Source organism: Martelella mediterranea (assembly GCF_021021415.1).
GTDB classification, from domain to species: Bacteria; Pseudomonadota; Alphaproteobacteria; order Rhizobiales; family Rhizobiaceae; genus Martelella; species Martelella mediterranea_C.
Map to the genome: position 1 here is coordinate 27,715 of NZ_JAINWJ010000007.1, position 19,020 is coordinate 46,734.

The 19,020-nt window shown below is 62.7% G+C and carries 18 protein-coding genes and 1 tRNA gene; 7 read left to right on the forward strand and 12 right to left on the reverse strand.

The window, feature by feature from the left end; translation table 11 throughout:
* Nucleotides 1-41 precede the first annotated feature (41 nt).
* The 3 genes from K7H91_RS04660 to K7H91_RS04670 form a co-directional block, all read right to left on the reverse strand.
* Nucleotides 42-1,232 (reverse strand): polysaccharide biosynthesis/export family protein, encoded by a 1,191-nt coding sequence (locus K7H91_RS04660; protein WP_230719048.1) that lies wholly within the window; start codon nt 1,230-1,232, stop codon nt 42-44.
* A gap of 334 nt (nt 1,233-1,566) precedes the next feature.
* The gene (locus K7H91_RS04665; protein WP_230719049.1) at nt 1,567-3,207 is read right to left on the reverse strand and encodes a hypothetical protein; all 1,641 of its coding nucleotides are present in this window, start codon (nt 3,205-3,207) and stop codon (nt 1,567-1,569) included.
* Nucleotides 3,208-3,463: 256 nt separating this feature from the next.
* Nucleotides 3,464-3,540 (reverse strand) — tRNA-His (locus K7H91_RS04670).
* A gap of 248 nt (nt 3,541-3,788) precedes the next feature.
* On the opposite strand from K7H91_RS04670, the gene K7H91_RS04675 reads away from it, so the two are divergent.
* Nucleotides 3,789-6,719, forward strand: a complete 2,931-nt coding sequence (locus K7H91_RS04675) for a PAS domain-containing sensor histidine kinase (protein WP_230719050.1) — start codon at nt 3,789-3,791, stop codon at nt 6,717-6,719.
* Between the two features lie 80 nt (nt 6,720-6,799).
* Nucleotides 6,800-8,464: an ABC transporter permease gene (locus tag K7H91_RS04680; RefSeq protein WP_230719051.1), complete on the forward strand. Its 1,665-nt coding sequence runs from the start codon at nt 6,800-6,802 to the stop codon at nt 8,462-8,464.
* Between the two features lie 15 nt (nt 8,465-8,479).
* On the opposite strand, the gene fba is transcribed toward K7H91_RS04680, so the two are convergent.
* Nucleotides 8,480-9,544 carry a class II fructose-bisphosphate aldolase gene (gene fba / locus K7H91_RS04685; RefSeq protein WP_230719052.1) on the reverse strand — a complete coding sequence of 355 codons (1,065 nt, stop codon included), beginning with the start codon at nt 9,542-9,544 and terminating at the stop codon, nt 8,480-8,482.
* A gap of 229 nt (nt 9,545-9,773) precedes the next feature.
* Here fba and K7H91_RS04690 point away from each other — a divergent pair, with 229 nt between their 5' ends.
* The 3 genes from K7H91_RS04690 to K7H91_RS04700 are packed head-to-tail and all read left to right on the forward strand — an operon-like array spanning nt 9,774 to nt 11,350.
* Nucleotides 9,774-10,538 carry a DeoR/GlpR family DNA-binding transcription regulator gene (locus tag K7H91_RS04690; RefSeq protein WP_230719053.1) on the forward strand — a complete coding sequence of 255 codons (765 nt, stop codon included), beginning with the start codon at nt 9,774-9,776 and terminating at the stop codon, nt 10,536-10,538.
* Nucleotides 10,539-10,586: 48 nt separating this feature from the next.
* Nucleotides 10,587-10,979, forward strand: a complete 393-nt coding sequence (locus tag K7H91_RS04695) for a group II truncated hemoglobin (RefSeq protein ID WP_230719054.1) — start codon at nt 10,587-10,589, stop codon at nt 10,977-10,979.
* A gap of 2 nt (nt 10,980-10,981) precedes the next feature.
* Nucleotides 10,982-11,350, forward strand: a complete 369-nt coding sequence (locus K7H91_RS04700) for a DUF423 domain-containing protein (RefSeq protein ID WP_230719055.1) — start codon at nt 10,982-10,984, stop codon at nt 11,348-11,350.
* Nucleotides 11,351-11,358: 8 nt separating this feature from the next.
* Here K7H91_RS04700 and K7H91_RS04705 read toward each other — a convergent pair whose 3' ends face one another.
* The 3 genes from K7H91_RS04705 to K7H91_RS04715 all read right to left on the reverse strand — a co-directional run bounded on the left by K7H91_RS04705 (nt 11,359) and on the right by K7H91_RS04715 (nt 12,654).
* Nucleotides 11,359-11,730 carry a bleomycin resistance protein gene (locus K7H91_RS04705; protein ID WP_230719056.1) on the reverse strand — a complete coding sequence of 124 codons (372 nt, stop codon included), beginning with the start codon at nt 11,728-11,730 and terminating at the stop codon, nt 11,359-11,361.
* A complete protein-coding gene (locus K7H91_RS04710; protein WP_230719057.1) occupies nt 11,730-12,044 on the reverse strand; it encodes an antibiotic biosynthesis monooxygenase family protein in 315 nt (104 codons plus the stop codon). The genes K7H91_RS04705 and K7H91_RS04710 overlap by 1 nt, the downstream gene beginning before the upstream one ends.
* 214 nt (nt 12,045-12,258) lie before the next feature.
* On the reverse strand, nt 12,259-12,654 hold the full coding sequence (locus K7H91_RS04715; protein WP_230719058.1) for a DUF2325 domain-containing protein: 396 nt from the start codon (nt 12,652-12,654) through the stop codon (nt 12,259-12,261).
* A 204-nt stretch (nt 12,655-12,858) separates the two neighbouring features.
* On the opposite strand from K7H91_RS04715, the gene K7H91_RS04720 reads away from it, so the two are divergent.
* The gene (locus K7H91_RS04720; RefSeq protein ID WP_230719059.1) at nt 12,859-13,221 is read left to right on the forward strand and encodes an STAS/SEC14 domain-containing protein; all 363 of its coding nucleotides are present in this window, start codon (nt 12,859-12,861) and stop codon (nt 13,219-13,221) included.
* 12 nt (nt 13,222-13,233) lie between these two features.
* Here K7H91_RS04720 and K7H91_RS04725 read toward each other — a convergent pair whose 3' ends face one another.
* From K7H91_RS04725 to K7H91_RS04745, 5 genes are all read right to left on the reverse strand, one after another.
* Nucleotides 13,234-14,094: an extensin family protein gene (locus K7H91_RS04725; RefSeq protein ID WP_230719060.1), complete on the reverse strand. Its 861-nt coding sequence runs from the start codon at nt 14,092-14,094 to the stop codon at nt 13,234-13,236.
* Between the two features lie 129 nt (nt 14,095-14,223).
* A complete protein-coding gene (locus K7H91_RS04730) occupies nt 14,224-15,621 on the reverse strand; it encodes an NAD(P)(+) transhydrogenase (Re/Si-specific) subunit beta (RefSeq protein ID WP_230719061.1) in 1,398 nt (465 codons plus the stop codon).
* 11 nt (nt 15,622-15,632) lie between these two features.
* Entirely contained in the window at nt 15,633-16,007 is a 375-nt protein-coding gene (locus K7H91_RS04735; protein ID WP_230719229.1) for a proton-translocating transhydrogenase family protein, read from the reverse strand.
* 38 nt (nt 16,008-16,045) lie between these two features.
* Entirely contained in the window at nt 16,046-17,197 is a 1,152-nt protein-coding gene (locus K7H91_RS04740; RefSeq protein WP_230719062.1) for a Re/Si-specific NAD(P)(+) transhydrogenase subunit alpha, read from the reverse strand.
* 103 nt (nt 17,198-17,300) lie between these two features.
* Nucleotides 17,301-17,519, reverse strand: a complete 219-nt coding sequence (locus K7H91_RS04745; RefSeq protein ID WP_018062845.1) for an aa3-type cytochrome c oxidase subunit IV — start codon at nt 17,517-17,519, stop codon at nt 17,301-17,303.
* 236 nt (nt 17,520-17,755) lie between these two features.
* Between K7H91_RS04745 and K7H91_RS04750 the strand changes: the two genes are divergently transcribed.
* The gene (locus K7H91_RS04750; protein WP_230719063.1) at nt 17,756-18,964 is read left to right on the forward strand and encodes an MFS transporter; all 1,209 of its coding nucleotides are present in this window, start codon (nt 17,756-17,758) and stop codon (nt 18,962-18,964) included.
* The last annotated feature ends 56 nt before the right edge of the window (nt 18,965-19,020 follow it).

The window sequence follows — 19,020 nt, forward strand, 5'->3', positions numbered from 1 at the left end:
TGGCGACCATACCGAAAGGTCAGGCTGGCCCTCAGCTGCCGTCAATTCAGGATGCCGTTCGCGCTCCCAAGGATGGAAATCGACGGCAGAACCTGGGAAATCAAGCGATTCCAGTTGGTTACCGGCTGGGCAGCAACAAAGACGATATCGTTTGGCCGCAACTGCAGTTCGGTCGCCAGAAGCAGGTTGGCCGTATTCTTCGCATCAAGCGACCAGGCGGTGATCTCCATCGGGCCAGCCCCCTGCAACGGGCTCTTCCGCAACAGGTATATCCGGCTCGGGTTGCCGGTCACAGGCGAAATACCGCCCTGTTCGAACATCGCGTCGGCCAGGCTCGCATAGCGATCGAAAGGCAGCGGCCAGCGGCCCTGGTTCTTCACCTCGCCGAAAACATAGACATAGTCGCGATCGACGGCATCCATGCTCAGCCGCGTCTGGAAGATGCCGCGCTGTTCGTCCAATACACTCCGCTGGAAAGCCGCCAGAGTGAGCTCCTGTTGCATATAGCCTTCGGCAAGCGCCACGGAATACTCTGTGTCGACAAAAACCCGGTCGCCATTCTGCAACAGCACTTTCGGGATATCGTTCTTGGCGAACAGTCTGTCTGCCGCGATCTGATAGGCTTTGCCATCACGATAGAGCCGCACAGTGGCATAGCTGGAATCATCCGCCTGAATACCGCCTGCTGCCGTTATTGCCTCGTCAAGATAGAGCGGCGTGAGCGTGATAGGCTCAAGCTGGGGGCTACCGACAGCGCCTCCCACCGACACGCGCTGCGAATTGAATTCCCGTATCTCAAGGTTGAAAGTCGGGTCGATCTGGCTCGCGACGAGCTTCTGGAACAGGGCGGACTGCGCTTCCTGCAGCGTCATGCCCGCGATATTGACGCGCCCAACGGTCGGGATCGCTATCGCGCCATCATCCTGAACGGTGTAGCCCTGTCTCGCGTTCTGAGCCGCCAGCAGCCCGTTGATCTCGTTGACCGCCGAGTCGGCATTGGGCGTCGCCAGAAGAACGACATCGCCAACACCGATGCGATAGGATTTCGGTTGCTCAAGCGGGGGCAGCTTGGTGGCGACAGCGCCGGGCTTAGCCTGAGGCTTGTAGGCGGAAATCTGCGGTACGGCTGAGCCCTGGAGCGTTGCCGTCTGATCAAATACCGAAGGCAGTGACCGCGGCTTATAGGGCGTCATGGCGTTCGCGAGCAACACATTCTGGCTGGTGACCGGCACCACCTTGACCGACGAGCTCTGCCCTACAACCGGGCGCACTTCCGACGCACTATAAATGGCGCTGCAGCCGGAAAGCAGCACTGTCAGACAAATTGTTGTTACGGCACGCACCTAGAAATTCTCCGAATCGCCTTTTGTTTGCCCTGGCATTCGAGCCTTCTGAACACATGCACCGGAAACACATTACTCGATTTCAGATACGCGCGAACAGTTGAAGATGAATTAAAAAACAGCCCAACTTCATAAGTCACTAAAAAATTCGCAAGCCAAACTGCCCTAAACCGATTGCAAAGCTCCCGGTTAAATTAAGCCGTTCGATACGAACGGGATGACTTTAATACGCAAAACGTAAAGTGAGTCCATAGCGGGCCTCATCCTGAGCGAGCATTGTTCCGACTCCGTGCAGACCTGTTGCATTTGTAACATAGGCATCCGCGCTGAACGGCGTGTTTGGAAGGGCATAACGCGCGCCGCCCGCCCATACCGGGTCACCACCATCAAGAACCGCCGTAACCTCACCAATAAGCGCCAGATCGCGCAGCGGACGCACGGTCACGCCGCCCCCGATGGCTTTCAAACGTTCGTCGCCATAGGCCGCGAATTTCGGCTCGACCGCCACGGAGACGGTATCCGAAAGGTCAAGGCTTGCCGGCAGCGAGGCATAGAGGACGCCGATCGTCGGCTTGTTGAAGTCGCGCCCGGCAAGGACCTGTCCGGCAAGCGAAAACAGGTCGCCATATTTCTGGTCCATCAGCCGCAATTTGCCGCCAACCATATAGGCCCATTCATCCCCCCAGGGGCTGACCGCGTCTCCAGCCATGCCGCCACCCGGATACTGCGAGAAGAACGCGTCAAGTTGTAGATCCTGGTCTGGGCTGAAGCCGAGATGGACATCCATGAAATCCCGGCTCCCGATCCCGGCCTCCGCCAGAATCCGATGCGGGGTGAGCGTATTGGCGCTGGTCAGCGTCAATCCGTCGAACTGGCGCGCCTGTTCGAGCTGGGTGACCGGACTCAGCATATCCACGCGGTAACTGTCGAAATAGACATCGCGGGTCGCGACCCCGACCCATGGCGTGTAGCTCAACCTGATGCCGTAGGCGATCTCGTCATTGCCGGGAAACGCCAGAACGCTGGTCGCCGGCGTCTGCCCCCAGCCATTGGTCGCGAAGATATCGACGGCCGCCTTGGGGGTCACCGCAAGCTTGACGCCGGCCATCCACACCGGCGTTATCTCGAACCCGCCGGAGCTCGAAAGAGCATTGCCGTCCGTGCCATAGGGCAGCATGACGGTGGCATAGGACTGAAGGCCGGTGATCGGCTGCCAGGTGAGCCCCGCGCCGACATAGGGGATCGTGCCGTAATAGGGCACGCCGTTGACGGTCTCCGGCAGAAACGAGACGCCGGGGGTCAGGTGAAACCTCAGACTGTCGGCAACCGTCACACTCATCGGCAATTGCAGGCTGCCCGCCATCTCCCAATTGCCGGCAGCCTCATTGGCATAGAGATCGCCCGACAGATACAGCGCTTCAAGCGACCCGGAAGCGGCGATCGAAAGACCATAGCTTTCGACCAGACCCAGCTTCAAACCGCCGCCGCCGGCAAGGAAGGTGAGGTTGTCGTCGCAGAGCGGCGTCCCGCAAAGCGGCGGATCGTCGAACGCATGGCCAAAGGCGCTGACCTGAAGCCAGTCGGCCACGGCCCAGTCGCCGCGCAAGGTATAAACCTCGGTGCCTGTTCCTGAGCCAGCAGTCGTCTGGTCGGAGCCGACCTGCAGATACACCGCGCCGCGCGGCAGGAGATAGCCGGTCTCGAAGCTTGAATAGTTGGAAGCCATCATCTCGATCGGGGTCTGATCGAGGAACAGGGCGCCCGGCCCTTCCAGCAACTGCGCCGATGCCGGCCCTACGCCGGCGCACAGGCCAGCGGCGGCCGAAAGGCAAAGTCCCGTGATATAAGCGGTCAGGTTGGTCATACTATCTGTCAACCGCCAGGTCCCGGCCGAAAATGTCTCTGAAATCGCCGGAACCATAGATCATCGCCATGCTGTTCACAAGCGCCCGAAAGGTCTTCATTCATTGCCAGCACCATCCGGACGCCGCAATACCAGCAGCACAACGACTTGTTTATAACGATCACAATCGGATGTTAACGTTAACTTATAGTTGATACGGGCCCATCAGCACGACCGTCGAGGGCCTCTTTGGCGAAAAAACGATAAGATGGAGAAATGGTACGGTTGGGTGGAGTTGAACCACCGACCTCAGGTGCCACAAACCTGCGCTCTAACCAACTGAGCTACAACCGCACAAGGTGACGCTTGATGGGCGACGCTTGATGGGCGCCGCGTAATGCATCGCGGCCCGTTTAAAATGCCTGAACCGAATTTGCAAGCCCCAACCTCTCTTCCCGAGAAGATTTGAGACGCCGGGCCTCCGGACATTAACCGTGGAGCGCAAAAAACCGGACCGCATTCTGGACCGTATTGGCATTTATCATTAAAAAAGCATTAAAAGGCCAAGCGCCAGGCCGACAACGCGAACCGGACAGCCGTTCATGAGCAACCCGCCCTTCATCGCCTTTGCATCGCACCCTGCCCTGCGCCAGCGATTCCTGGAAGCGCGGCCGATGCTCGTGCTCGATGCGCCGGACGGCGCGATCATCTGGGCCAATGAAGCAGGCGCCAGGCTTTTCGGCTATTCCGGGGTAGACGCGGCGATCGGGACGGGCCCGAGCGACCCGATTCTTCGCCGTCAGTTTGCCGTCGCCGCCGGAAGGCTTTCCGAGCCGGGCGATAGCGAGAGCCTTACGATACACCTGACGCAACGATTCAGGCGGGTGACGAGAAAAGCGAAGGCGAGCCTGTTCATCCTCGCCAACCATCGGTATTTCCTGCTGGAATGCGAATCCGACGCAAGGGATGACGCAAGCCTCGTGCGCGGATCGCAACATCTGGCGCTCGTGGACGGTGACGGCCAGATCACGCTCCGCTCCGACGAATTCGCGGCCACAGCCATTGGCGAGGCCGATATTGCCGACATGGTCGACAGCCTTTCGCGCCGGGCCGACAGCTATATCGAGCGGCTGGTCACCAATGAAGCCGGTATCTGGCCCGTGGCGCTGGGGCGGCTTTCCAGCACGCCCGACCTTTTCCTGCTCGCCGTCTCGCCGGACCTGTCGGCGGAGATCAGGCCGCATATACGCCCAGAACGCGGCGAAGCGCCTGTGCCACAAAGACCGGCGCGCGACGTCATCGCCGCGATTGACGAAAGCTTCGGCGCGTTGATGGAGGAAAGCCCCGCGGAATCCACTGCACCCCTCATGGAGCGTGCAGACCCGGCAATTCAACCCGCCGCTCCGGTGATAAGGAAGCAGCCCGAAATCGCGGCGGTCGAGGAGACACGGGCCCCGGAACCGGAAGTGGAACAAGGGCCGCTTCCGCGCCGCTTTGTCTGGCGCACGGATATCTATGGGCGGATCACCGAGGTCTCGAGCGAACTGGTGGAAGCCGTCGGCGAGGAAACCGGCGCAATCTCCGGCCTCACCTTCGGTGAGGTCGAATCGCGGCTTGGCGTCAAGGGCGCCGGCGCGATCGGCGACCTGCTGCAAACGACGGAAACCTGGTCGGGCCGCAGCGTCGAATGGCCGCTCGGCAACACCAATATGCTTGTGCCGGTCGATCTCGCGGCCCTGCCCACCTTTACCCGGGAGCGCCGTTTCGACGGTTTTCGCGGATTCGGCCTCGTTCGGCTCGGCGAACAGCGCGAAGCGCCGCGCCCGCCGCGCGTTCCGGAGACCCGACAGACCACAAGCGCGAAGACGCTGACGGATGACGAGCGCCATGCGCTGGATGAGATCGCAAGCCAGTTGCGCTCCGCGGCCCCTGCCGAAGACTTGCGCCCTGAGGCCACCGCCGAAGACATACAGCCGGAAACGCCGGAATCTCAGCCCCGCGGCCCGGTGATCCGCCGCACCACCGCGCCTGCCGAAAAGCCCGAAACCACAGCGGACACATCCGAATTCGATCGCAGCGAGAACCCGATTGTGATCCAGGCGGGAGAGCGCATTCTCCACGTCAATCCCGCCTTTCTGGCGGTGTCCGGCTATGGCTCGCTCGAGGCGGTGATCGCTGCCGGCGGCACCGATGCCTTTGTCGAACGCGGAAGCGACGACCGGCTGTTCCTGCGCACCGCCGATGGCGACAGGCTTCCGGTATCCTTCCACATGCAGGCGATCGCCTGGAACAATGGCCGTGCGCTGGCCCTGACATTGCGGCCGGCACAGGATTCCGACACGCTCGCAACGCCTTTGGTTGGCGCCGCGCCGAAGCCGGCGGAAGCGCCCGCCCCCAGCGCCGACAAGGACGCTGAAGTCGCGGAACTCTCCTCGATCCTCGACACCGCCACCGACGGCATAGTGATCCTGGACGGAGAGCGGCGACTGCGTTCGCTCTCCGCCTCCGCCGCCGCTCTGTTTGCCACCGACACGGCCGAGATCGCGGGCAAGCCCGTCGATATCCTGTTCGCCGAGGAAAGCCACGGCGACCTCCGCAGGCATCTCGACCGCCTGGGACAGCGGCCGGCCGGCGAGATCGCCACGGAGGGACTGGAAGTGATCGGCCGGGAATCCGGCGGAGGCCTGATCCCGCTCTACGTGACGCTCGGCCCGCTGCCGCAATCGGACGGCATCTGCATGGCGCTGCGCGACATCACCGCGCTGAAGCGCCGCGAGGACGATCTGCGGGCGGCCCGGCGCGAGGCGCGGCAGGCCGAGGATGACCGCGATGCCTTCATCTCGGCGTTGCGCTACGAAGTGCGCCAGCCGATCGATGCGATCGTTTCGCTTTCCGAAACGCTTGATCACCAGCCGTTTGGCGCGATCGGCGATCAGCGCTATCACCGCATCGCCCGCGAAATCGCGCTCAAGGGCCGTCATGCCCGGGGCGTGATCGGCAGGCTTCTGGGCGAGCCGGAGCCCGAACCCGAGATCGCTCCGCCCCCGGCCGAACCCGACATCACCCCCCGCAAGGATGAGGCAGCGCGCATCAATGACGCCGTTGCCGAGGCCGTGAGCATGGTCCAGCCGCGCGCCAATGGACGCCGGATCATCATCCGCGCCGCCCTTTCGCCGAGCGTCGGCAACGCGCCGGGTTCCGCGGAAACGCTCAGGCACATCGCCCAGGAGCTGCTGATGGGCGCGGTTCAGTTCACCCCGGCGGGCGGGCAGGTCGTTGTGTCGACGGCGCTGACGGCGGACGGGGCCACGGTGCTGCGGTTCCGCGACAATGGCATCGCGCCCTCGCGACGGCGCGTCGGCAATGGCGGCGCGCGCTCCGAACAGGGCGGGGCGGAAAACACCCATCTTGAAAAGGCCCGCAGGCTTGCCGAAAGTCTCGGCGCGCGCCTTGAGGTGCAGGCCGTTCCCAACGAAGGCATGCTGGTCGAGGTTTTTCTGCCAGTGCGGCAGACAAGGCCGCTGCATTATTGAGCGCGCGACGCGTATTGCCCGGGGCGGCGTGAGATCGTAAGAACGGGCATCCGCAACGGCTCGACTGAAGGCCGCACCCCATGTCCGCAACAGAGATCAACACCACTACGCGCATATTCCGGCGGGTTGCGCCAGCGCCGCTCACGCTTGCGGCGGGCGCGATTGCGGCGCTGATGCTGCTGCCGCTCGCGGCGATCGTCTGGCTTGCCTTCACATCCGATCTTTCGTCGCTCGCCCATCTGGCCACGACGGTGCTGCCGGGCGCCGCGCGGCGCACCTTCTGGCTGCTGCTGCTGAACGGCCTGATCACCGGGGTGGTCGGCGTGATGACGGCATGGCTGGTGGTGTCATTCGACTTCCCCTTCCGCCGCCTACTCTCGGCGCTGCTGGTGCTGCCGCTCGCCATGCCGATCTATCTCGCCGCCTATGCCTTTGGCGAGTTCCTCGATTTCACCGGCCCGGTGCAGACGCTCTATCGATCGATCTTCGGTTTCCAGAGCGCGCGCGATTATTATTTCCCCGATATCCGCTCGCTTGGCGGCGCGGTGCTGGTGATGTCGGCCGTGCTCTATCCTTACGTCTATCTGACGGCCCGCGCCGTCTTCGCCATGCAGGGGCGCAATGCTGCGGAGGTGGCGCGCACGCTTGGCGCGGGGCGCTGGCGGGTGCTGCGGCGCGTGCAGTTTCCGATGGCGCGGCCGGCCATCATCGTCGGCGTGACTCTGGTGCTGATGGAAAGCCTGAACGATATCGGCGCGGTGCAATATCTCGGCGTCAATACGCTGACCTTCTCGATCTACGAGACCTGGCTGAACCGGGGCGATCTCGGCGGCGCGGCGCAGCTTTCGGCGATCATGCTGGTCTTCGTGCTCGGGCTGATCCTGCTCGAACGGCTTGCGCGGCGCAACCAGCGCTACGCGACTTCGCGCGCCAGCGGCGAGGCTGCCCGGCAGCGCCTCACCGGCGCTAAGGCCGCGCTCGCGACCCTTTCATGCGCTATTCCGGTTGTCATCGGCTTTCTGGTGCCGGCGCTGGTGCTCCTCGATTTCGCGCTGAAACGACTGGACGATTTTGCATCCGCCCGCCTGCTGGAAGCGCTGGTGACCAGCATCACCGTGTCCGGCCTTGCCGCGATCGTGGCGGTCATCTTCGGCCTCACCCTCGCCTATGCCGTCAGAAGCCATGCTTCGCCCAGGACCCGCAGCCTCGCCCGGCTTGCCTCGCTCGGCTATGCCATTCCCGGCACGGTGCTGGCGATCGGCGTGCTGATCCCGCTTGCCGGCCTCGATAACTGGACGGACGGGCTGATGCGATCCTCCTTCGGCATTTCCACGGGGCTTGTGCTTTCGGGCAGCGGCTTTGCGATCGTCTATGCCTGCACCGCGCGGTTTCTGGCGATGGCCGAGGGCAGCGTGGATTCCGGCTTCCAGAAGCTCTCGCCCAATCTCGACATGGCCGCCCGCACGCTCGGGCGAACGCCGCTGAAGGCGTTGTTTGCCGTGCTGCTGCCCAATATGCGCCCGGCGCTCTGGACCGCAGCGCTGCTGGTGTTCATCGAAACGCTGAAGGAGCTTTCGGCCACGATCCTGCTGCGCCCCTTCAACTTCAACACGCTTGCAACTCTCGTCTACGAGGATGCGTCGCGCGCCGAGGTCGAAAGCGCCTCCGTGCCCGCCATCATCATCATTCTGGCGGGCTTGATCCCGGTGCTGCTGGTATCGCGGTCGATGGACAGGCGAGGCTGACGCGCCCGCTTCCCGTTACCCGATCTTCGGCGCCAGCGAGCCATCGGCGTAGCGCTTGGCCATATCCGCCATCGGGATCGCCTTGATCTTGTCGGCGTGGCCGGCTGTGCCGAAGGCCTCGAAGCGTTCGACGCAGAGCTTGGTCATCGCCTCCATGGCGGGTTTGAGATATTTGCGGGGATCGAATTCGGATGGGTTTTCGGCAAACACCTTGCGGATCGCGCCGGTCATGGCCATGCGGTTGTCGGTGTCGATATTGACCTTGCGCACGCCGTGCTTGATGCCGCGCTGGATCTCCTCGACCGGCACGCCCCAGGTCGGCTTCATCTCGCCGCCATACTTGTTGATGATCTCCTGCAGTTCCTCCGGCACGGAGGAGGAGCCGTGCATGACCAGATGGGTATCAGGAAGGCGGCGGTGGATTTCCTCGATCACATTCATCGCCAGCACGTCGCCATCCGGCTTGCGGGTGAACTTGTAGGCCCCGTGGCTGGTGCCCATGGCAACCGCCAGCGCATCCACCTGGGTTTCCTTGACGAACTGGACGGCCTGATCCGGATCGGTCAGCAACTGGTCGTGCTCCAGCTTGCCCTCGAAGCCGTGGCCGTCCTCTTTCTCGCCCTCGCCGGTTTCCAGCGAGCCCAGAATGCCGATCTCGCCTTCGACGGATGCGCCGGCCCAGTGGGCGAAATCCGATACGCGCTTGGTGATGCCGGCATTATATTCGTAATCCGCCGGGGTCGAGCCATCGGCCTTCAGCGAGCCGTCCATCATCACCGAGGTGAAGCCGTATTTGATCGCGGTCATGCAGGTTGCTTCGTTGTTGCCGTGGTCCTGATGCATCACCAGCGGAATGTCGGGGTAGAGCTCCGACAGGCCCTCGATCAGTTTGGCGAGCACCAGATCGTTGGCATAAGAGCGCGCGCCCCTGCTCGCCTGAATGATCAGCGGCGACGAGGTTTTCTTCGCCGCGGCCATGATCGCAAGGCCCTGTTCCATATTGTTGATGTTGAAGGCCGGCACGCCGTAGCCGTATTCGGCTGCGTGGTCGAGCAACTGCCGCAAGGTAATCATGGGCATCGCCAAGTCTCCTGTGATTGCACGCCGCCCTGTCGGCGGCTCATCAAATGTTCCTTAGCCGCCCGAGTATGGCAGCTTTGTATCTTGATGATAGGAGCTGCCGCAAAAATAACAATACCATTTTACAAACAACACTTTAATTGTTATTTTAATCGTTATAAAATGTGATATCTATCATAAACAGCGGTGTTACATCAAAAACGCCACAACATTGGACATGGAGAGGCCGGTGAAAGCCGATGAAAGACGGGCGGCGATGATGGCGCTGCTGATGGAAAAGGGCACGGCGAGCGTCGATGAACTGAGTCTCAGATTCCATGTTTCGAAGATGACGGTGCACCGCGATCTCGATGAGCTTGAGGCTTCCGGACAGCTCCGCAAAGTGCGTGGCGGCGCGTCCGTCCAGTCCTCGGCGATGTTTCAGGCCGATTTCCGCTATCGCCAGAAGATGGCGGCGAACGAGAAGGCGCGGATCGCGGCAAGCGCCGCGACACTCGTGGAGCCCGGCATGACGCTGATGATCGACGATTCGTCAACGGCGGCGAACCTGACCGAGCACATCACCCACCGCCTGCCGCTGACCGTGATTTCAAACAATCTGAGTGTTATATCACAACTGGCCGGCATTGCCGGCATCGAGTTGATGGCGCTTGGCGGCCAGTACAGCCGCAAGTTCAACGGCTTTTTCGGCCTGCTGACGGAGGATGCGCTGCGGGGGCTGCGCGCCGATATCGGCTTCATCTCCGCTTCCGCGATCTATGAGGGCGCGGCCTTCCACCAGGATCCGGAAGTGGTGCAGACCAAGAGGCTGATCGTCAAGGGCGCGGAACGGCGCGTGCTTCTGGCCGATCACACCAAGTTCGGTCGCCCCGGCCTGCATTTCCTGACCGGTCTCGAAACCTTCACCGCCGTGTTCACCGGCTCGGAGCTGGCCGAAGAGCATCGCAACGTCTTGCAGGAAAAAGGCGTCGCGCTGCATTGCGTTGACGCCTGAATCCGGTATTCATCAGATCACGCCAAGAATTTCAGTTGTGAAATGTCGATGGATACGCGCGAGACGATTACGCTCTACGAAGCAATAGGCGGGGCCGATGCCGTGGAAAGGCTGACGCGCCGCTTCTACGAACTGATGGATACGCTGCCGGAGGCCGCGCGGTGTCGCGCGGTCCATCCCGCCGACCTTTCAGGCTCGGAAGCGAAATTTCGTGACTATCTGACCGGCTATCTCGGCGGTCCGCCCGTCTATGTCGAAAAACACGGTCATCCGCGCCTCAGGATGCGCCATATGCCGGCGCCGATCGGGCCACAGGAGCGCGACGAATGGCTGCTGTGCTTCCGGCGCGCGCTGGAGGAGACCGTGCCCGATATCCGCCTGCGCAGCGTGATCATGCCGCCGATCGAAAAACTCGCTTATCATATGCAAAACAGGAACTGAGTATGGCAGGCCTTACGCTTTCATCCCGCATCTTGCTGTTCTGCGGCGGCCTTGCCGGTGCCGCCGGTGTCATGCTCGCTGCCGCCGCCTATCACGGCGACAGCGCGGTGCTGCAATCGGCGGCGCTGGTCTGCCTTGCCAATGGCCCGGCGCTGCTGGCGCTCGCGGTATTGGCAATGCGCACCGCCGTCGCAACCGCAGCGGGGCTCGCGATCGCGCTCGGAACGCTGCTGTTTGCAGGCGATATCGCGGCGCTTTCCTATATGGGCTCCGGCCTTTTCCGCATGGCGGCACCGGTCGGGGGCACCGCGATCATCGCCGGCTGGCTGATAGCGGCGCTCGCCGCCCTGCTGCCGGCGAGCCGGGACTGACTACGCTTCTAAGCTTCCTGGCCATCCGGGATACGACCGAAGCGCAGCAGATTGCCGTGCGGATCGGAGACATAGAACTCCTTCATGCCCCATTCGCGCTCGGTAAAGCCCATCGGGTGAAGGATATCGCGCATCTCGTATTCGGCATAAAGCGCATCAATGCCGCCGCCGCGGATATAGACCGAGGTGCGCTCGCAAAGCGTCTTGTCGTCGGTCAGCCAGAAATGCAGTTCAAGACCGGGGCGGCGGAGGATGAGATAGCTCTCATCCTCGTGCACCACTTCAGAGAGCCCGAGCTTCTCGGTGTAGAAGGCCTTGGTCTCGGCAAGATTGACCGAGGGCAGAACGGGCAGGACTTCGATTTCCGCCGGATCGCTCATCACGCACCCTCGACCGTGTTGAAGCCTTCGAAGACCGGCGGCCCGAGATATTCCGCCTTGCGTTCGCCGGCATTCCGGTGGGCATCGCGAAACTGCTCGGATTTGGTCCAGTCGGTAAACGCCTGCTCGCTTTCCCACATCGTGTGCGAGGCATAGAGCGTATAGCCTTCTTCGGCAAAGTGCTTGCCCTTCAGCAGATGGAAGGAGATGAAGCCGGCAAGTTCGGCAAGGCGCGAATCGCGCCCCTTCCAGATGGCCTCGAAAGCCTCTTCCGAGCCGGACGCGACCTTGAAGCGGTTCATTGCGATATACATTGTCTTACCTCTATCATTTTATTGCCCTGGCGGCGGATATCGGCGAGGTGAACCACCTCGGCAGACCCGCGCACCATGCCAGCCCCACGCCGAGGCGCCGGGAAAGGGATGACGGCAGCGCCGGCGCGCATTGCCGCGAAGCATCTGACCGGCATGCCGGCCGCATCGGCCCGGTGCAGGCCGATCAGGCGAATGCCATCGATATCACAGATCATCAGTTTCCGCGCTCATTCATGCTGTGAAGCGCGCGCTCCAGCGAGGATTTCGAACCGTTGCGGAGCGGGATGAAGGCCTTGTTGAACTTCTTGCAGCCGGATTTGACCCGCACACAGGCGTCATGGCTGATGCAGTCGATCGGGCAGAACACGCAGTCGACCGATGGCAAGACCCGGTCGATCCGCGACACCGCCTCGCGCAGGCCGCCATCGTGATGGATCAGCTCGGCGCCGAAACCATCGGCCACCGCGCGCAGATGGGCGACCTGACAGTCGCGCCCACCGACATAGAGAAAGCTGCGGCCAGCAAGTCCATCCGGTCCCTCCGCAACGCGCGTTACCTCGCCGGATTTCTGCTCGGCCCTCGCCGATTTCCGCCGGTTTTTCTTCGCCATGACAGCCTCCTCATCAAGGGCGGTTTCACTTGGTTGCCGCGAGCTTATAAAACATGATTAAAAAGGTAAAGTTTAAATATGAGAATTATAATCATGTTTTTATCCGAGCCCGCGACGCCTATTACAAATCCGCAATCCTGCGCGGCGGCGCTTTCAAAGTTGCGGCTGGCGCGCTACAACACCGAGCAAAATCGGAGGACTTCCATGCTTGAGAAAATCGAAAGCCTGCCGGACAACATGATCGGCTTCACGATCCACAAGGCGCTGAGCGCCAATGACTATCAGAATGTCCTGCTGCCGGCGCTCGAAACCCAGAGCACGAAGGGTGGCGGGCTGCGTCTGCTGCTGGTGACCGGTGAGGATTTCGCCGGTTCGGATGTCGGCACCGCCATGGGCGGTCAGCCTTTCCGCCGCTCCGAACCGCTGGAGTTCAAGAGCATCGCGATCGTCAGCGCCAACAAGGGCTTTACCCAGGCGGTGCAGATGTTCGGCATGCTGTTCCATGCGGAAGTGAAGGTGTTCGCCCCCGACAATCGCGACGAAGCCATTTCCTGGCTCTCCAACTGATCGCGAAAGTTCCTACCGGCAGTAACGAAAGCCGCTCTTGCGCTTTATCACGTCGAGATGCATGTGGTCCTGGTGGGTTGCATCACTCCCGGGCGAAAGCACCGTGGTGAAATAGAGGCAGGCGGCGGCGCTGACGGTGCGCTGGAAGGCGCCTGTGACGCTGCCATCCTTCATGCGCGGCAGCATTTCCACGGTTTCGCCGCTGGAAAAGGTCAGCGAACGGATATCGATGGCATTGCCCTTGGCATGTTCGGAAATCCTGGCGCCATCCACATTGTTGCGGCTGCGGCAGACATAGGCTGACGCCTGTTCCACCTCCGTCAGGCGCGCATCCGGGGACAGCGCGATCTTCGCCGTCGGCTCGACATAGCTTTTGGCCCATGTGGCGAGCGCAAGCGCGGTCTCGCAGCGCATCGTGCCCTCCGGCGAAAGCGCCACTCCTTCCATGACCGTGGTCACCTTCAACGGCCGCGCCATGCCGCAGGCGCCTTCCTCGTCGATCGGCTCCAGCACTTCATATTCTGTTCCGAGCGCGGTGAGCGCCGCCGTGCAGCGGAGAAATTCGCCATCGTCTTCCTCCGGCGGTTTCGGATCGGGCGGCGGCGGGTTCTCCGCGCGTTCCTCCGGCACCGGGGGCTCCTCGGGGAGATCGTCCTCGACCTTTTCGGCGGCCTCGTCTTCCGCCGGACCGGGCTCTGCCGCTTCCGGTGTTTCTTCCGTTGCCGGCGTTGGCGCAGCCTCCGCCTCCACGGCGGCATCGCCATCCGGACGCTGTTCCGGCACCGGCGGATTGTCGGGAAGGTCGAGCGCCATCAGGCATAATGCCATCGCCGGAATGAGAGCGACGGTCAGGGGTTTCCTGGAACTGGCCACGGGCTGTCCTCGGTTGATGTTGCCATTGGACAACGTGCAGTGGTGACGGACGGTTCCGCTCAAGCATCCGCCACAAACGAAAACCCGGCGGGACGAGCCGCCGGGTTTCCAGTTATTTCAAGGCTTTGGCTATTCGATCGCCTTGACGATGTCCTCGGTCATCTTCTTGGCGTCGCCGAGCAGCATCATCGTGCCGTCCTTGTAGAACAGCTCGTTGTCGATGCCGGCATAGCCGGAGCCGAGCGAGCGCTTGACGAACAGGCAGGTCTTGGCCTTGTCGACATCGAGGATCGGCATGCCGTAGATCGGCGAGGCCTTGTCGTCGCGCGCCGCCGGGTTGGTGACGTCGTTGGCGCCGATGACATAGGCGACATCCGCCTGGGCGAATTCGGAGTTGATATCCTCCAGTTCGAACACTTCGTCATAGGGTACGTTGGCCTCGGCGAGCAGCACATTCATATGCCCCGGCATGCGGCCCGCGACCGGGTGAATGGCATATTTCACCTCGACGCCCTTTTCCTTGAGCTTGTCGGCAAGCTCGCGCAGCGCGTGCTGGGCCTGGGCAACCGCCATGCCGTAACCCGGCACGATGATGACCCTGGAGGCGTTTTCCATCAGGAAGGCCGCGTCGTCCGCCGAGCCGGTCTTGACCGTGCGGTCGATATCCGACGCCCCGGCTGCCGATGCGCTATCGCCGCCAAAGCCGCCGAGAATGACCGAGATGAACGACCGGTTCATGCCCTTGCACATGATGTAGGACAGGATCGCGCCCGACGAGCCGACCAGCGCGCCGGTAACGATCAGCGCCATATTGCCGAGCGTGAAGCCGATGCCGGCAGCAGCCCAGCCCGAATAGGAGTTCAGCATCGAGACCACGACCGGCATGTCGGCTCCGCCGATCGGCACGATCAGCAGCACGCCCAGCACCAGCGCCAGAATGACGATCAGCCAGAAGTGGATCGGATTGGCCGTTGCCGAAAGCGACACGATGAACAGCACCAGACCGGCCAGAAGCGCGATGTTGATGATGTGGCGCGCCGGCAGCATGATCGGCTTGCCGGACATGCGCCCATCGAGCTTCAGGAAGGCGATGATCGAGCCGGTGAAGGTGATCGCGCCGATCGCGGCACCAATCGAAAGCTCGATCAGAGCGCGCAGATGAATATCATCCGGCGTGCCGATACCGAAGCTTTCCGGCGAGTAAAGCGCCGCGCCCGCCACCAGCACGGCGGCAAGACCGACGAGCGAGTGGAAGCCGGCGACAAGCTGCGGCATCGCCGTCATCGGAATCGTGCGGGCGATATAGGCCCCGATGCCGCCGCCGATCGCAAGCGCCAGCACGATCAGGATCAGCGCCGGGAAATCCGGCTTGGCGAGCAACAGCGTAGTGACGATCGCGATCCCCATACCGACCATGCCGTAAAGGTTGCCCTTGCGGCTGGTGGAGGGGTGCGACAGGCCGCGCAGCGCCAGAATGAACAGCACGGCGGAGACGAGAAACAGCAAGGCTGCAAGATTGACAGACATCGTCTATGGCCTCACTTCTCTTTTTTCTTGTACATCGCCAGCATGCGCTGGGTAACGAGGAAGCCGCCGAAAATATTGATCGCGACCAGGATCAGGGCGATGAAGCCCATGCCGGTAGCGATGCCGCTTGCCGAAAGGGCAACCGAGAGAAGCGCGCCGACCACGATCACCGAGGAGATCGCGTTGGTGACCGCCATCAGCGGCGTATGCAGCGCCGGCGTCACCGACCACACCACGTAATAGCCGACGAAAATTGCCAGCACGAAGATCGCGAGCTGAAACACGAAGGGGTCGATGACCCCGCCGGTCGCGCCATGGGCGAGCGCTGCGAGCGAGCCGTCGTCGAGATTGCCGAGCGCGCTCTTGGCGTGCTCCAGCGACATCATCGCCTGATCGATCGAGCTATGAACATCATCTAACGGCATCAGGCCTCTCCCCCGGCGGGCTGACCGCCAAATTTCGGATGAACGAGCGCGCCCTCATGCGTCAAAAGCGTGGCGGCGACAAGTTCGTCTTCCCGGTTGATTTTCAGATCGCCGGTCTCCTTGTCGACCAGCGTTTCGAAGAAGGTCAGCAGGTTCTTGGCGTAAAGCGCCGAGGCACTGGCGGCGATCCGGCCCGGCAGATTTTCGTAGCCGATGACGTTGACGCCCTCGACTTCGGTCACCGCGCCGGCGACCGCGCCCTCGATATTGCCGCCGCGTTCCACCGCGAGGTCAACTGCGACCGAGCCGAGCTTCATCGATGCCAGCATCTGGCGGCTGACAAGCCGGGGCGCGGGGCGGCCGGGGATCAGCGCCGTGGTGATGACGATATCCTGCTTGGCGATGTGGGAGGCCACGAGTTCGGCCTGCTTGGCCTGATATTCGGCCGACATTTCCTTGGCGTAACCGCCGGCGGTCTCGGCCGCCTTGAACTCGTCATCCTCGACCGCGATGAACTTCGCGCCGAGCGAGGCGACCTGTTCCTTGGCGGCGGGGCGCACGTCGGTGGCCGATACCACGGCGCCGAGACGACGCGCCGTCGCGATCGCCTGGAGGCCAGCAACGCCCGCGCCCATCACGAACACGCGCGCGGCCGGCACGGTGCCCGCCGCCGTCATCATCATCGGCATGGCGCGGTCGAACACCGCTGCCGCCTCGATCACGGCCTGATAGCCGGCAAGGTTAGCCTGCGAGGAAAGCACATCCATCGACTGCGCGCGGGTGATGCGCGGCATCAGTTCCATCGCGAAGGCGGAAACACCCTGCTTGGCCATGGCCGACAGCGCGTCCTCATGGCCGTAGGGGTCCATGGTCGCAATCACAATCGCGCCGCTCTTGTAGCCGGAAAACTCCTGCTCGCCGGGGCGGCGGACGCGGAAGATGACATCGGCGTCGGCCGCCGCTTCGGGGCCGGCGATCTCGGCGCCCGCAGCGCGGAACGCCTCGTCATCCATGCGGGATTTGAGGCCGGCGCCGCTTTCGACGACAACATCAAAGCCGAGGCCCTTCAGTTTCTTGACCGTGTCGGGAGAAGCGGCGACGCGCGTTTCCGCGTCCGCCGTCTCCTTCGGTACGAATAGTGTCTTGCTCAAGACATGCTCCCAGATTGAAGTCGGAACGGACGGCAGCCGTCAGCGGCGCGCCGGCTTTCCGGTACGCCCTGTTCCGCAGAAAATCGAATTTCTTCCAAGGCTTTCAGCGCAGGATAACGTAGCCAAGCACGCTGATGACGATGAAGATGATCAGACTGCCGATGAAACCGAAAGGCCCAAGCAGACCCGCCGCCATGGCGACCATGAGCGCGACCAGATGGATCGTGCCGTACTTCGTGCCATTGACGAACATCTTGTAGGTTTTGGCGTGTTCCGAAAAATCCGCCTCGTCTGCGGGCTGGGACATTTCGACATTCTGCATAGACTTCCCTCCTTTGCGGCGTCACCGCGCTCGCCGCCATCTCCGGCCGGCCAAACTCCCTCGGGGCTCCCGATTATCATACCTTGTTTCACGCTTTCAACAACGCCATCGGAAAACTCCGCCCATTCAATCGATTATTGATGAGGACAATTGACAGCATTTATTTAGGTTGATATCAACTTATATCACTCGATGACCCGCTTGCGCGGTCGTGATGGCACGGGGGCCGGATTTTGATGCGCACTATTCCCTATCGCTGGATCATGGTTGCCGCGGGCGCGGTGATCGGCTGCCTCGCCATCGGCGCGATCTTCTCGCTGCCGGTCTTCCTGCGGCCGATGGCGGATGCGACCGGCTGGTCGACCACCGGCATCTCCACGGCCATGACCATCGGCTTCATCACGTCGGCGCTTGCGAGCATGATCATGGGCTCGCTGTCGGACCGGATCGGCCCGCGCCCCGTGGTTCTCGCCGGTAGCGTGGCGATGGTCGCGGCCCTCCTCCTCGGCAGCGTCAGCCCCAGCCTGCTGGCCTTTCAAATGAGCTTCGGCCTGGTATCCGGCCTGGCGATCGCGGCGTTGATGGCCCCGATGATGTCGTCCATCGTCGGCTGGTTCGATACCCACCGCTCGCTCGCCGTGTCGCTGGTTTCGGTCGGCTTCGGCGTTGCGCCGATGACGATGTCGCCGCTTGCCGCCTTTCTGGTCGAGGGGTATGACTGGCGCACCGCGATGCAGATCATCGCTCTCGTGGTGGCCGTGCTGATGCTGCCCGCCGCCATGCTGATCCGCCGCCCGCCGCAGGTCGAGGCAAGCCAGCCCGGCATGGCCGGCGCGGAACCGGAGATCACGGTGGCGGAAGCGATCCGCTCGCCGCAATTCATCGTGCTCTGCCTCACCAATTTCTTCTGCTGCGCCACCCATGCCGGCCCGATCTTCCACACCGTCAGCTATGCGGTAACCTGCGGCATTCCGCTGATGGCGGCGGTTTCGATCTACTCGATCGAGGGCCTGGCGGGGCTCGGCGGTCGCGTCGCCTTCGGCATTCTCGGCGACCGGCTGGGGGCCAAGCGGGTGCTGGTTGCCGGCCTTCTCGCCCAGGCCTTCGGCGCGCTCGCCTATGCATTCGTCCGGGAGCTTTCCGGCTTCTACGCCGTCGCGGCGCTCTTCGGCTTCATCTATGCCGGCGTGATGCCGCTCTACGCGGTGCTGGCGCGCGAGAACTTCCCGCAGCGGATGATGGGCACCGTCATCGGCGGCACCGGACTTGCCGGTGGCCTCGGCATGGCGCTCGGCCCGCTCGCCGGCGGGCTAATCTACGATGCCTTCGCGACCTACACCTGGATGTATGTCGGCGCCTGGGGCATGGGCATCGGCGCCACGCTGATGGCGCTCACCTTCCGCTCCCGCGCAGGCCGCGGCACGGCCGCGCCGCAACCCGCCTGAAGCGGCGCTCTGGAGGGGCGGCCACGGCGCGCTCCTCCGCCTCCCCGCAACAAAAG

Coding starts and splice junctions, on each gene's coding strand:
- K7H91_RS04700 (WP_230719055.1), top strand. CDS start 10,982: ATGGCAGGCCTTACGCTTTCATCCCGCATCTTGCTGTTCTGCGGCGGC.
- K7H91_RS04710 (WP_230719057.1), bottom strand. CDS start 12,044: ATGTATATCGCAATGAACCGCTTCAAGGTCGCGTCCGGCTCGGAAGAG.
- K7H91_RS04720 (WP_230719059.1), top strand. CDS start 12,859: ATGCTTGAGAAAATCGAAAGCCTGCCGGACAACATGATCGGCTTCACG.
- K7H91_RS04750 (WP_230719063.1), top strand. CDS start 17,756: ATGCGCACTATTCCCTATCGCTGGATCATGGTTGCCGCGGGCGCGGTG.
- K7H91_RS04680 (WP_230719051.1), top strand. CDS start 6,800: ATGTCCGCAACAGAGATCAACACCACTACGCGCATATTCCGGCGGGTT.
- K7H91_RS04695 (WP_230719054.1), top strand. CDS start 10,587: ATGGATACGCGCGAGACGATTACGCTCTACGAAGCAATAGGCGGGGCC.
- K7H91_RS04715 (WP_230719058.1), bottom strand. CDS start 12,654: ATGGCGAAGAAAAACCGGCGGAAATCGGCGAGGGCCGAGCAGAAATCC.
- K7H91_RS04665 (WP_230719049.1), bottom strand. CDS start 3,207: ATGACCAACCTGACCGCTTATATCACGGGACTTTGCCTTTCGGCCGCC.
- K7H91_RS04675 (WP_230719050.1), top strand. CDS start 3,789: ATGAGCAACCCGCCCTTCATCGCCTTTGCATCGCACCCTGCCCTGCGC.
- K7H91_RS04705 (WP_230719056.1), bottom strand. CDS start 11,730: ATGAGCGATCCGGCGGAAATCGAAGTCCTGCCCGTTCTGCCCTCGGTC.
- K7H91_RS04735 (WP_230719229.1), bottom strand. CDS start 16,007: ATGATGTCGCTGGAGCACGCCAAGAGCGCGCTCGGCAATCTCGACGAC.
- K7H91_RS04730 (WP_230719061.1), bottom strand. CDS start 15,621: ATGTCTGTCAATCTTGCAGCCTTGCTGTTTCTCGTCTCCGCCGTGCTG.
- K7H91_RS04745 (WP_018062845.1), bottom strand. CDS start 17,519: ATGCAGAATGTCGAAATGTCCCAGCCCGCAGACGAGGCGGATTTTTCG.
- fba (WP_230719052.1), bottom strand. CDS start 9,544: ATGCCCATGATTACCTTGCGGCAGTTGCTCGACCACGCAGCCGAATAC.